6 protein-coding genes and 1 pseudogene are annotated in these 14,216 nt (G+C 42.5%); 5 read left to right on the plus strand and 2 right to left on the minus strand.

Annotation, left to right across the window (positions count from 1 at the left end; translation table 11 throughout):
• Positions 1–152: 152 nt before the first annotated feature.
• A complete protein-coding gene (locus P2A85_RS19060; RefSeq protein WP_377474732.1) occupies positions 153–2,327 on the minus strand; it encodes a glutamine synthetase III in 2,175 nt (724 codons plus the stop codon).
• A 782-nt stretch (positions 2,328–3,109) separates the two neighbouring features.
• A pseudogene (locus P2A85_RS19065) lies at positions 3,110–3,388 on the minus strand (sensor histidine kinase); the annotation flags it as partial.
• Positions 3,389–3,855: 467 nt separating this feature from the next.
• Between P2A85_RS19065 and P2A85_RS19070 the strand changes: the two are divergent.
• The 5 genes from P2A85_RS19070 to P2A85_RS19090 all read left to right on the plus strand — a co-directional run bounded on the left by P2A85_RS19070 (position 3,856) and on the right by P2A85_RS19090 (position 14,180).
• Complete coding sequence (locus P2A85_RS19070; RefSeq protein ID WP_377474734.1) at positions 3,856–6,303, plus strand: glycoside hydrolase family 31 protein; 2,448 nt, start codon at positions 3,856–3,858, stop codon at positions 6,301–6,303.
• 278 nt (positions 6,304–6,581) lie between these two features.
• Positions 6,582–7,757 carry a Fic family protein gene (locus P2A85_RS19075; protein ID WP_377474736.1) on the plus strand — a complete coding sequence of 392 codons (1,176 nt, stop codon included), beginning with the start codon at positions 6,582–6,584 and terminating at the stop codon, positions 7,755–7,757.
• 52 nt (positions 7,758–7,809) lie between these two features.
• The gene (locus P2A85_RS19080) at positions 7,810–8,958 is read left to right on the plus strand and encodes an AAA family ATPase (protein ID WP_377474738.1); all 1,149 of its coding nucleotides are present in this window, start codon (positions 7,810–7,812) and stop codon (positions 8,956–8,958) included.
• A complete protein-coding gene (locus P2A85_RS19085) occupies positions 8,955–9,566 on the plus strand; it encodes a hypothetical protein (protein ID WP_377474740.1) in 612 nt (203 codons plus the stop codon). The genes P2A85_RS19080 and P2A85_RS19085 overlap by 4 nt, the downstream gene beginning before the upstream one ends.
• A gap of 174 nt (positions 9,567–9,740) precedes the next feature.
• Positions 9,741–14,180: a WD40 repeat domain-containing protein gene (locus tag P2A85_RS19090; protein ID WP_377474742.1), complete on the plus strand. Its 4,440-nt coding sequence runs from the start codon at positions 9,741–9,743 to the stop codon at positions 14,178–14,180.
• The last annotated feature ends 36 nt before the right edge of the window (positions 14,181–14,216 follow it).

Genomic DNA, 14,216 nt, shown 5'->3' on the forward strand with positions numbered 1-14,216 from the left:
GTTGGTATCGTCCTGTATTCATCTCCCTCTTCTCGGACTCTGCGGTCTCTGTGGTCTCTGCGGTTTAATCATTCCGAAACAACCATAACGTGAAAGGACACGGCATTTGCCGCGTCCCCACAAACCTCACCCGAAATTAACCAAATTTCCGATTACTTAATAAACAGCATTTCCTGATAAGTAGGCAACGGCCACAACTCATCAGCGATTTCAGCTTCCAAAGCATCCGCATACTGGCGAACCTCATCCATCAAAGGACGAATTGTTTGCGAAGCATACTGCATATGCTCTTCTGTCGAACCAAAATCATGCTTGCTCAAAGAATCAGTTAACTTGCTAGCACAATCCATCATCGATTTAACCAAGGTAGCTACCTTTTGGGCAGTTTCTTTATCTAAGTCAATGCCAATCTCTTTCAAACCAGCAATAGTGTTAGAAAGATCCGACAAATAACTCACGGCTGCTGGATAAATCATGGTTTTTGCCATGCTGACTACCAGTTTCGCTTCAACTTCAATAGCCAGCAAATACTGCTCTGCATAGACATCGAAACGGCTTTCCAATTCAACAGGAGTCAACACACCTGTCTTTTCAAACAAATCTTCAATGTATTCTGCTTTCAACACGGGCAAAGCATCGGCAGTAGTCCGCAAGTTAGCTAAACCGCGTTCTTCAACCGCCATTTTGTGCCATTCTTCAGAATAGCCATTGCCGCCAAATACCACAGCACCATGCTCGTCCATCACTTCCTTGAGGACATTTTGGATGGCACCATTTAGTTCAGTTCCTTTTGCCAAATCGGTTTCTAACTTGTTAGCAACCCAGTCCAAAGAATCTGCCAAAATTGTATTCATTGCCACCAAGGGGCCGGAAACAGATTGACCGGAACCTACAGCACGGAATTCAAAACGGTTACCAGTAAAAGCAAAGGGTGATGTCCGGTTTCTGTCGCCGGCATCCTTCATGAAAGTAGGCAGTGTTTCTACGCCTAAATTCATGATTCCGCGACCTTGAGAATCCTTAACTCCTCCCTGACGAATTTGCTCGAATACATCTTCTAATTGGGAACCCAAATAGACAGAGATAATTGCTGGGGGAGCTTCATTAGCACCCAATCTGTGGTCGTTGCTGGCAGTAGCAACTACGGCGCGCAACAGCGGACCATATTTGTGAACGCCACGAATCACAGCGCCACAGAAAATCAGAAATTGGACGTTGGAGTGCGGTGTATCACCTGGGTCTAATAAATTTCCTTGAGTAGCATTGCCCACAGACCAGTTGACGTGTTTGCCGGAACCGTTAATCCCTGCAAAAGGCTTTTCGTGGAGCAAGCAAATAAAACCATGTTTCTTCGCGGTGTTGCGCAGAATTGTCATGGTTAATTGTTGGTGGTCGCTGGCAACGTTTGCTGCTTCAAAAAATGGTGCAATTTCAAATTGACCTGGTGCTACTTCATTGTGGCGGGTTTTGGCGGGAATTCCGAGGCGATACATTCTTTCTTCTACTTCTTGCATGAAGATTTGAACGCGCTCTGGAATGGCTCCAAAATAGTGGTCGTCAAATTGCTGACCTTTGGCTGGAGGTTTGCCAAACAAAGTCCGACCTGCTAAGAGTAAATCGGGACGATTGTTGGCAAAGTTGGCATCTACCAGGAAGTATTCTTGTTCGGCACCGCAACTGGAATTTACCGGAGCTACTTCGGTATTTCCTAATAGTTTCAAAACGCGGGTTGCTGCTTTGTTCATGGCGGCAATGGAACGCAACAGCGGTGTTTTCTTGTCTAATGCTTCGCCTGTCCAGGAGATGAAAACAGTGGGAATGCACAATGTCATGCCGTTGTCTGTTTCCATGACATAAGCAGGGCTGGTGACATCCCAGGCTGTGTATCCGCGAGCGGCGGCGGTGGAACGGATGCCGCCGTTGGGGAAGGATGAGCCGTCGGGTTCGCCTTGTACTAGCAGTTTCCCGGCAAATTCTGAGATGACTGAACCATCGCTTTGTACAGAGATGAAACCGTCGTGTTTTTCAGCGGTGCTGTTGGTGAGGGGGTAGAATACGTGGGCGTAGTACAGTGCTCCTTTGGAAATAGCCCAGTCTTTCATGGCTACTGCAACTACGTCAGCTACGGATTCGTCGAGTTTTTTGCCGGTTTGAATTGTATTTTTTACTGATTTAAAAATACTTTTGGGCAGACTCTCTTGCATCTTGCTGAGAGTGAAGACATCTGTTGCCCACATATCTTCTAGTCGTTTGGGAGGCTGGGTAGGTGTCAGTTGGCGGTTGACGATTTGAGAAATTGCTTGAACGCGCGATTCGTTTCCACTCATGATAGTTTTTTGTTGTTGATTTGGGGACAAGTAGTTTTGAAAAGATACGGCTTAGGAACAGCCAGTTTTTAGTGAGGATGTTAGTCCTTTTTCTTGTTTTATAATCATGGCTTTAGTCCTGACTACAAACAAGTTTTATTACGGGTGGTTAGTGCGAGGTCCGATCGCCCTGACACCATATTGATGACAATCCAGTGTCAGATGGGGTTGGATATCGGTTATTAACAAAACAATAGATGGCAAGAGCGTGTACTAACTTTAGTCAATATCATTGATATCAACTTTGCACAGATTTAGTACCTAATTTTTACCCTGGTAAGATCAAAAATTTGATGCCTATGGATTCCTTTGAATTCAGGTCAAAACTACTTAAGGTTTTTAACTGTTTGGCGATCGTCAAATCGCATTCTACCAAGTAACACTGTTATGTGAGGTTTTGGAGAATTATCGAAAATACACAATCCACACTTGGAGAGTGTAAGCAATCATTAATTAAATAAATGTATTGTAGAATACAGAATATAATTTTTTGGCACAATGGTTGTAGATACCTTTCGGCGAGATGTCTCTGGCTTCTGTAGGGCGGTTGCTAGACGGTGGGGTTGAGGGTGGGTAGCCAGGGAATATCCGTAAGGCTGGGTTCGTAGCCAAGTTGTTTAATCAGTGTCGTCATTTGTCCTGGATATCGATAGACCATTCTAGAATTTGCCGATCGATAATATATATAGTCGCGTCTGGTCCGGAGACCAAACCTGATGTTACATTCGCCTGTAACAACTTGGTTAAACCGGATTACAGACTTGCTTCTCGATAGGAATATGAATCACAAACTCCGCCCCTCTTCCGGGAGTTGAAAAACACATGAGCTTACCGCCATGCTTTTCAGTTATAATCTGGTAACTAATCGCCATGCCCATTCCTGTTCCCTTCCCAATGGGTTTTGTGGTGAAGAAGGGATTAAATATTTGTTTTTGAATTGATTCGGGCATTCCTAATCCCGTATCCGCGATCGCAATTTGTACCCATTGTGCATCAACCAGTGATGTAGAGATAGTAATCTGACTAGAATTTTCTTTTATTGTTGACTGGATTATTAATTTCATGGGCTACTCCTGCTACAAGCTGCCCTAGGCTAGACATTTTTTCAGCTTGAACGAGTTGGGCTTGAGTGCGTTTAAGTTCGCTCAGAGTCTGTATTCAGCAACTAAAACCCGGAAAAGAGCGCAGTTTTATTTAAAAATTTGGGAATAAGCTATGAGATCGGGTGTGGGCTGGGGAGCTTCCTAATTTAGGTTTGGTTACAACTGCTACACCGCTCCCAGTTTGGTCACTAGAGGATTCAATATAAAATTTATTAAATGATGGCAACTGGGTATGATAATATTAGGATAATGTTGCTGAGCGCCCAATCAGTTAATTATTCATCACAAAAATCTCCGTCAGTCACCAATACAGCAGGAAATACTCACTATATAAACTAAAGTCATTACTGCTGCAACACAATCAATAATATTTTGAGTCAGAGTGTATGCCGCAATACTTCGGAAAACTTCAAACTACCCAACAGCCTTGGTCAATTATTGGCGCAGTAGAATCGATCGATAAAACCGATCGCGCAATTCACTTCAACTGTACCAATTCTTCTCTTAAAATCAGCATCCTCGCGCCGAATTTAATCCGAGTGCAAATGTGGCCAAACCCCCCCCAACCAGGGCGGGCACGCACCATCCACCGCCCCTACAACGGGGGGCAAGAAATAAAATTATCACCCCCCCTTAGCAAGGGGGGGCAGGGGGGGGGTCAAAGCAAATTGCACTCAGTAACTCTCCCTGACGAACAATGGGAAATCGTACCTTTTGAAGTGCGAGAAACAGCAGAAAAAATCGAAATAGAAACAGCACAAATATTAGTTTCTGTCAATCGAAATCGCACTTCCATCGAATGCTTCGACAAATCGGGAAAACCCTTTGCTACCGACTGCGATCGCCCGATGGGATGGCGCACAGGCGCAACCGCCGCCTGGAAGCGCATCGAAACAGACGAACACTTCTACGGTTTCGGCGAACGCACGGGCTTGCTGGACAAACTCTCCGAAGTCAAGACAAACTGGACGATAGACTCCCTCGACTACAATTCGCAGACAGATGAAATGTACCAGGCGATCGCATTTTACATCGCCCTGAATCCCGATCGCGCTTACGGCATCTTTTTCAACACCACATTTTGGAGTCAATTCGACATCGGCGCGGAAACACCGGGGGTTTTGCGGATGGAAACCAGAGACACGGAGCTCGACTACTACATCATTTACGGCCCCGAACCCGCCCAAATTCTCGCCACCTACACCCAGTTAACCGGTCGGATGCCACTCGCGCCAAAATGGGCGCTGGGATACCACCAGTGCCGCTGGAGCTACGAATCCGAGGACGTTGTGCGGGAGTTGGCGCGGGAATTTCGCGATCGCGCGATTCCCTGCGATGTCATCCACCTCGACATCGACTATATGCGCGGCTACCGGGTGTTTACTTGGAGCCCCAAGCGTTTCCCCGATCCCGCTAAACTGATCGCAGATTTGAAAGCAGCCGGTTTCAAGGTTGTCACAATTATCGATCCCGGTGTCAAGTACGAACCGGAAGCAGATTATGAAATATTCGATCGCGGTGTTGAGAATGACTATTTCGTGCGCACCGCCGACGGAAAGCTTTTCCACGGTTACGTTTGGCCCGATAAAGCGGTATTTCCCGACTTCCTGCGCCCAGACGTGCGCGAATGGTGGGGAGAATTGCACAAAAGCCTGACTGATATGGGCGTTGCGGGGATTTGGAACGATATGAACGAACCTGCGATCGCAGAAAGGCCTTTTGGCGATGGCGGCGAGCACATTTGGTTTCCGCTGGATACACCGCAGGGCCCCGATGACGATCGCACCACCCACGCCGAAACGCACAATTTGTATGGGTTGATGATGGCGAAAGCTTGTGCGGAAGGGTTGCAAAAACTGCGATCGGGCGATCGGTCTTTTGTGCTGACGCGATCGGGTTTTGCGGGGGTACAGCGGTACTCGTCGGTGTGGATGGGCGACAATCAATCGCTGTGGGATCACTTAGAAATGTCGATGCCGATGCTTTGCAACATGGGGCTTTCCGGCGTTGGGTTTGTCGGTTGCGACATCGGCGGTTTTGCGGGGAATGCTACCGCTGAATTGTTCGCGCGGTGGATGCAGGTGGGGATGCTGTATCCGTTGATGCGCGGTCATTCGGCGCTGAGTACAGCCCAGCACGAACCGTGGGTTTTTGGCGATCGCACCGAGCAAATCTGTCGCGAATATATCAATTTGCGCTATCAGTTGTTGCCGTACATTTACACGCTGTTTTGGGAAGCTGCGATGACGGGAGCACCGATTTTGCGACCGCTATTGTATCATTTTCCGCGCGATCGCACAACTTATCACCTGTACGATCAAGTATTGCTCGGCCCGTCGCTGATGGCTGCACCCGTTTATCGGCCTGGAGTTGAGCATCGCGCCGTGTATTTGCCGGAGGGTAGTTGGTACGATTGGTGGACGGGCGAATGCTATCAGGGCCCGACGCACATTTTAGCCCATGCGCCTTTGGAGAGAATGCCGCTTTACGTGCGGGGTGGGGGGATAATTGCGTTAGCGAAGCCCTCGGAGAGGATCGCACCTGTAAGGCAATTTGTTGAGGAAAGGGCGATCGATTCGTTGAAAATGCGAATTTGGCCCGGAACTGGTGAATGGACGCTTTATGAGGACGACGGACACAGTTTTGAACACGAACAAGGTGTCTGGGCTACGACTAATTATCGGGTGTATTTTGAAGGGGAAAAAGTGATAGTGGAAATTGCGGCGCGGGAGGGAGAATTTGCGATTTCGGAGCGCGAAATTACTGTCGAAGTTGTTGGCATTGGGGAACAGCGATTTACAGATGATGGTACGGTGCGGCGTTTGATATTTTAAGCAAGGTTCTCAACCATATCCGTAGGGACACAGCACTGCTGTATCCTCCTATTTCAACCATATCCGTAGGGACACAGCACTGCTGTGTCCTCCTGTCTCAACCATATCCGTAGGGACACAGCACTGCTGTATCCTCCTATTGCGATCGAGTTGGTCTGTCCTGGCAATCTTATTATACTAAAAAGACTTTTGCTATAATAAGATTCCGCGACCGCCGTCTTATTTCACTGGAATAACATAAGATAACAAGACCTCAACCTTTGTCCCTCCGTCACCCAATGATGCGATCTGGTCGATACGTCCAACAAATTGAAGGATACAGCGCCTTCATTCCAGCGCCCCTCCCTCCCGAACCGCCCATTAAAATGGACGCAGAGCTTCATCGCTTGCTCTCCAATGCCGATCGCGCTTTGGGAAGACTAGACGGTGCTACCTCTATTTTGCCCAACCCTGACCTATTCGTAGCGATGTACGTCCGTCAGGAAGCCGTTCTTAGTTCGCAAATTGAAGGAACGCAAAGCACCCTAGAGGACGTACTTCAATATGAAATTGATGTCAAAGGTCAAGAACGCTTTAAAGATGTGCAAGAGGTTGTTAACTACGTTAACGCCATGAACTACGGTTTAAAGCGGCTTCAAGAATTTCCACTTTGTCTGCGCTTGCTGCGAGAAATTCATACAGAATTACTCAAAGACGTGCGAGGAAGCGATCGCACACCGGGAGAATTTCGGAAAAGTCAAAATTGGATTGGCCCTCAAGGTTGTAACCTGGGTACTGCGGCCTATGTACCTCCAACAGTTGCAGAAATGCACCAATCTCTCGACAACCTAGAGAGATTTTTGCACGATACCAATTCTTTACCTGTACTGATTCATTGCGGATTAGCTCACGCTCAATTTGAAACAATACACCCATTTTTAGATGGAAATGGACGGATTGGACGATTGCTAATTACTTTTCTGCTTTGTCAGCAAGGAATCCTACAAAAGCCTTTACTATACCTCAGTCATTATCTAAAATTTCACCGAATAGAATATTACGATCGCCTGATGGCAATTCGCACTCATGGAGATTGGGAAGGATGGTTAAAGTTTTTTCTTCAAGGTATTTTTGAAGTCAGTCAGTCAGCAACAACTACAGCCCGTTCTATTCTGGAAATGCGCGAAAATCACCGCGAAATAATCGGTCAGCAAATTTCCAGTAGCAGTTATGGTTTGCGCTTGCTAGATATACTTTTCCAGCACCCAATCGTCAATATTCGTTTAGTAGAAAACGAATTGCAATGTACTTACGCAACCGCTAGTAAAATAGTCGATAAATTTGTAGAAATTGGTTTGCTTCACGAAGTCACAGGTTGGCAACGCAATAGACTGTACCGTTACGAACCATATCTTGCTCTTTTTGAAACCAGCTACTTAATAATCAATCCTGATGACAATTCTGATTCTCAATAAAATAGTGGTAAAAATTCAATTCATGCTCATATTTATTGATTAGGTTAAAATCATGATTATCTCCCATATAGCTCTGAAAAATTGGCGCAATTTTCAGTCGGTGAATGTTGATTTGCGCGATCGCGTTTTTGTGGTAGGCCCTAATGCTTGTGGTAAGTCAAACTTTCTCGATTCATTACGCTTTTTGCGGGATCTGGCTAAAGCAGGAGGCGGATTGCAGAAAGCCGTGAGCGATCGAGGTGGCGTATCAAAAATTCGCAGTCTTTATGCGCGCCGTTATCCAGACGTAGAAATAGAAATTCACCTTTCAGAATCTAATGCCGAACAGCCTTTATGGAGGTATGGGCTGGGAATTAAACAGAGAAAAGGTGGTAAAAATGAGCCGATTGTTGCCTACGAACGAGTTTGGAAGGGCGACATAAAAATTATCGATCGCCCTACAAAAGAAGATGAAAACGATGAGCTACGTCTCACCCAGACTTATTTAGAGCAAATTAATGCCAATGCCGAATTTAGAGAAATTTCTAAATTTTTAGAATCGATTTTATATTTACATTTAATTCCTCAGTTAGTTCGCCATCCCGAAGCTTTTGCTACTCCTGGACTTTCCGAAGATCCTTTTGGGAGAACTTTTTTAGAACGAGTTACTAAAACTCCCGAAAAAACTAGAAAATCGCGATTAAAAAAAATTGAATATGCTTTAAAGTTGGCAATTCCACAATTGAAAAACCTCACAGATACCAAAGATGTGATGGGGGTTCCCCATTTAGAAGCTGTTTACGAACATTGGCGGCCCGGAGCAGGAAAACAACGAGAAGACCAATTTTCTGACGGAACTTTACGATTAATTGGTTTGCTTTGGTCACTGTTAGAATCCGATTCATTATTGTTACTAGAAGAACCAGAACTTTCCTTAAATTCGGCGATTGTTAGCAATCTACCCTCTCTGATTTATCGCCTTCAGCGTCCGAGAAAGCGACAGGTTATTCTTAGTACCCATAGTGCTGATTTGCTCTCAGACAAAGGCATTGGCGGCGAAGAGGTGCTGCTAATGACACCGACTGCTGAAGGAACTCAGGTAAAACTTGCCTCCAGTAACGAACAAATAAAAATGCTACTAGAAGGAGGTTTAAGCATAGCTGATGCTGCACTTCCTCTTACAGCACCGCCCGACATCGAACAACTCAGTTTATTCAAATGACGGATATTCCCATCAATCTAGTGTTTGAGGATGTACTGAGTGAAGCAGTTCTTAAAGAAATGCTCAAACAGTCTCAACGTCCATTTTCAGTTGGAAATTGCTTGAATCAGAGAGGATATGGCAAAATTAAAAAGATCCTTCCTGGATTAAATCATGCGGCCAAGGGAATGCCATACTTAGTCTTAACTGATTTGGATAATGCAGAATGCCCGTTAGTAATTCTTTCGGAGTGGCTAACTCAACCAAAACATCCTAATCTGCTGTTTCGGATTGCGGTTAAAGAAGTCGAAGCGTGGTTACTAGCACATCGATCGGCATTTGCCGAATTTCTGGGTATTTCAGTAGACTTGATTCCTGGCGACGTGGATAAAATTCCCGATCCCAAGCAGCTTTTAATCAATCTCACTAAAAAATCAAGGAAGCGAAATCTGCGGGATGCGATCGTCCCCGATCGCAATAGTACGGCAAAAATAGGTAAAGACTACAACGGTCAACTGATCCAGTTTGTCAATCAAAGTTGGCAGGTTGCATCAGCACAGACTAATTCTGCCAGTTTGAAACGATCTATGAATGCACTCATAAATTTTCAACCAACTTGGGAAACTTGAGGAGAAAGAAAGAGAAATTATGTTATCATCATCTACAATGATTAACTCATAATCAGTTATAATCTACATGAAATTTTATTACCACCACATTTACGGGAGAACCCTATCACCTAGCTAATTTGTTGCTTGTCGCTGCCAAAAAATCATAAACTTAATGCTTGGGAGAGAAATAGAATGTCTACAAGAATTGAAGAATTTAAGAAGCAGTTATCTAGTCAAAGTGAGCAAGAAAGACTTGCTGCTTTATCAGAAACTCTCAATTATGGTCAACCAGGTTTAGAACTTTTGATTGAACAGTCTATCAAAGATAAATCTGATCTAGTTAAACAATTTGCCTACAGAGTTTTTCGTGGTGACAACTCTTATTTGAGGGCAAATACACCAGAAAGCTTAACAGCTTGCCCAACAGATGTTATTACTTCTCTGGCAATCAGCCCAGATAATACTATTCTAGTAGGAGGGAGTTGGCAAAAGATTTGGGTATCGGATTTGCAAAGAGGGGCAATAATTAGTAGTATTGAAGGACATTCGCACTGGGTTTTGTCTGTTGCTATTAGTCCCGATGGTAATACATTAGTTAGCGGAAGTGCAGACAAAAATATTAAGGTATGGAATTTAAAAACAGGGCAGCTTATTCATACATTAATTGATCTAAGTTGGTATTCTAATTGGGTTACTGCTGTTGCTATCACTCCTGATGGAAAAACCATTGTTAGTGGTAGTACCAACAAAACCATCAAAATATGGGACTTAAATACGGGGAAATTAAATGAAACTCTACAAGATCCAAAGGAACTATCTTCTATTTTGAGCTTATGTATTAGCCATGATGGAAAAGTTATCGCTTGTGGAAGCACTAATAATAAAATCACCTTATGGAATTTAGATAGCGGTAAACTCATACGCAGTATTGAAGGACATTCAGCTTGGATTCAATCTTTAATTATTACTTCAGACAACACAACCTTAATTAGTGGAAGTCGTGATGGTGTTGTCAAATTTTGGCAATCAAAATCTGGAGAAGAATCTTCAAATCAATCAGGTTCATTTTTGGGCAAAGGTTTAGTAGATGTAGCAGCTACTGTAGCGGGATTTTCATTAGGAGGGCCTATAGCTGTAGGGGCTTGGGTATTAGGTAGATTGATTGTTAATGGAGCAGCTAATCAAGGTTCTTCTGCACTACCTTTTCAAAATTTAGAATGCACCAAGACTTACCCAAATAATCAATCAATTAATTCTCTAGCTTGTAATGTCAATCAAAATATACTTATAGTAGGTCTTTCCAGAGAAATTAAAATCTTTGATTTAAGATATAATTATAATAAAATAATCTACACTTTACCAGAGCAGCCTGATTTTATTAGCTCTGTAGCAGTTAGTCCTAATGGCAAAACTCTTGCTGTTGCAGGTAAAGATTGGGTAACATTATTGGAACCAGAAACAGGAAAACCACTTCATGCTATTAAGGGATGTTCTTATCCAAAATTAAGCAAGATTGTTATTCATGAAATTTTCCAAGCACTCCTTTGTGGCCAAGATAAATATTTTACTGTCAAAGCTTTAGACCAGAATAATAGAGAGATGAACCTTAACGCTAAAGATATTAAATGGGAAACTACAGGCGGTAAAATCGAACAGGGTTTATTTACAGCAGGTCAACGGGAAGGAAGATTTGAAGTTAAAGCAAAGATAGGGATTTTTGAGACTTCTGTCACAATTACTATTATTCAGCCTCCTAGAATCACTGAGATTTCTGTTACTCCTTCTAGCATTACTTTAGAGTTTGGTAATACTCAAAAATTTACAGCAAAAGTTTTAGATCAACGCAAAAATCTCATGCAGGAAACTGTATTATGGGAAGTAAGCGGAGGCGGAACGATTGACAAAAACGGCAATTTTGTAGCTGGAAGCAAGCAAGGTAAATTTTCAATTATAGCTTCAGCCGCTTCAATTGTGCGACGTATTCCCATTACTATTATTGCTCCTCGCAAGCTAGATAAACTGATTATTACATCTTCAATAGAGCAATTAGTCTTTGGGCAGAGTTTTCAGTTTCAAGTAAAAGGCAAAGATCAGTATGGTGACAATATCCAAACTGGAGCAATTAGTTGGTCAGTAAGTAATAGAGGAGGAACCATTGATCAAAATGGCAATTTTGTAGCTGGAAAAGAAGCAGATAAATTTGAAATTATCGCTTCAGCCGGTTCAATTGTGCGACGTATTCCTGTGAGAATTATTGAACCTCCGAGGCTAACAGAACTAATTGTTACATCCTCAATATCTCAATTAGAGTTTGGGCAGAGTTTTCAGTTTCAAGTTAAGGGAGTAGATCAGTATGGTGACAACATAGAAACTAGAAAAGTTACTTGGTCAGCAATTAGTGGAAACATTGATAATCGGGGCATATTTTATGCTGGAGAACGAGAAGACACTGTTATTATTAAAGCAAGTGTAGGGACAATTAACACTTGCACAGAAGTTAAAGTTTACGAACCTTCTCGGTTAACATTTATAGAGATTTTACCTTCATCTGTTACTTTAGAGCCAGGACAAAGCCAAAGATTTAATTTGGTTGCTTTAAATCAACGAAGTGAAGAAATATCTGTCAGCGATCTAGAATGGAATGTAACAGAGGGTTCGATCGATCGACATGGCAATTTTTGCAGTGGAGAACAGCAAAAAGGTGATTCTCAAGTAACCGTCAATGTAGGACATTTAAGCGCTAATGCTGAAGTTACTGTTATTCCTGTTCTGAGAGGGCTAAAAATATCTCCTGAACAGGTAGAAATTAAACCAGAAGAAGCATTTACTTTTACTGTAACTGGATTCGATCAGGTGGGCGATCCTTTAGACATAACAAATGTTATATGGACGACTACTAATGGTGGCTCAATTACTGATAAAGGTGATTTTAAAGGCAATTATAACAAGCGCGAAGTTACTGTCACCGCAAAATTAGGAAAATTTAGCGATACAGCTAAAGTGATTCTCCTACCTGTCTTAAAACGTTTAGAAGTTCAACCTGGTTTTGTTTATCTTAAATCAAGCGAACAGCAAACATTTGTTGCTAAAGGATTCGATCAATTCGGCTCTCCCATCGTGGCCGGTGAGGTTTATTGGGAAACAACCGGAGGTAAAATTGATCAAGATGGGACATTAACTTTTACTCAGAATGATCAAGGTTATTTTCAAGTAACTGCAACATCTCAATTAGCTCCCAAGTATACGCAAGATATAAGAAAGCTCTTTTTATATACTGGGATTTCTAGCAGAATAATATCTTACTTAATTTCCTATGAAATGCTGCTCCAAGAAATATTTGCTTTAGATTCAGGTTCAACAGATACCGAGGAAAATTTAGATGATTCAATAGTTGATGAGACACAAGAATTAGATATAAGTACAGAGGAATTCGAGGCAATTCAAGAGACGGATACGATAGTAGAAGCTGACGAACAACTAGATATAGAGGTAGATCGAACAACAGATATTGACACAATTGTAGAACCAAATGTATTAGATTTTCCTACGGCTTTAGAAGGGTGGTTTTGGAAAAAGCTGCAAAAGGTAGTAGCTAGGATTTTCCTATCTATCAGTCGTTTCTGTTTGAGTGAAGCGAGTGCAAACTTAGGCGCTTCTGCTGATGTCTTTGTTTTGGCTGTAGAAGACAATCCCTATAAATATTTTGAATGTCTTAATATTATCAATGGTTATTCTGAATCTGTTACTGGTTTGGCTATTACACCAGATGGACAAAGACTTATTAGTAGTAGTTGGTGGGACGAGCCTATTATAAAAATATGGAATTTAAACACCGGAGATTTACTTAGTAACCTAGAAGATAATACACACTATGTTAAGTGTGTTCCTATTACTCAAGACGGGCAAACACTTGTTAGTGCAGGTTGGGATAGCACTATTGGTGCAGTTATAGATAATGGCATTAGTGGGGATTGGAATAGTCTGATAGATAGCAGTATTAACATTGTTAAGTGTGTTCCTATTACTCCAGGCGGGCAAACACTTGTTAGTGCAGGTTGGGATAGCACTATTGGTGCAGTTATAGATAATGGCATTAGTGGGGATTGGAATAGTCTGATAGATAGCAGTATTAACATTTGGGATTTAGAGAGTAATGAGGCACGACACTCTCTATATTGTTCAAATACACTTGATTTAAACACAGGAAAATTGAGAACGATTATAGGATGGAATATGGGATGGGTTTCTGCTTTAGCTATTACACCAGATGGTAAAACACTCATCACTAGCAATTATGAAACGATTAAAATCTGGGATTTAACGGCGAAGAAATATCCAGATGTTCGGCTAACTTTAAAAAATTCTGCTGAAACAGTTAAAGATTTTACACTTACACCCGATGGTCAAAGAATTGTGTCAGCTAGTTATAAAATAAATGACGATTATGATTATGAGTCGTTTATTGAAATCTGGGACTTAAATACTGGAGAACTACTTCACTCTATAAAAGAGTATTCTACAAACGATAGTTGCGTTTATTGCCTTGCAATTACGCCAGATGGAAAACAAATTATTAGTGGTCATGGTGATGGAACTATTCGGATATGGGGAATACCAGAGTTTAGTCTGTAAGAATAGATCATGAAAAGCACCTTTGTTATAATATAG

The sequence above is a fragment of the Microcoleus anatoxicus genome (assembly GCF_042465725.1).
In the GTDB taxonomy this organism is placed as follows: Bacteria; Cyanobacteriota; Cyanobacteriia; order Cyanobacteriales; family Microcoleaceae; genus Microcoleus; species Microcoleus anatoxicus.

Coding starts and splice junctions, on each gene's coding strand:
- P2A85_RS19060 (WP_377474732.1), bottom strand. CDS start 2,327: ATGAGTGGAAACGAATCGCGCGTTCAAGCAATTTCTCAAATCGTCAAC.
- P2A85_RS19070 (WP_377474734.1), top strand. CDS start 3,856: ATGCCGCAATACTTCGGAAAACTTCAAACTACCCAACAGCCTTGGTCA.
- P2A85_RS19075 (WP_377474736.1), top strand. CDS start 6,582: ATGATGCGATCTGGTCGATACGTCCAACAAATTGAAGGATACAGCGCC.
- P2A85_RS19080 (WP_377474738.1), top strand. CDS start 7,810: ATGATTATCTCCCATATAGCTCTGAAAAATTGGCGCAATTTTCAGTCG.
- P2A85_RS19085 (WP_377474740.1), top strand. CDS start 8,955: ATGACGGATATTCCCATCAATCTAGTGTTTGAGGATGTACTGAGTGAA.
- P2A85_RS19090 (WP_377474742.1), top strand. CDS start 9,741: ATGTCTACAAGAATTGAAGAATTTAAGAAGCAGTTATCTAGTCAAAGT.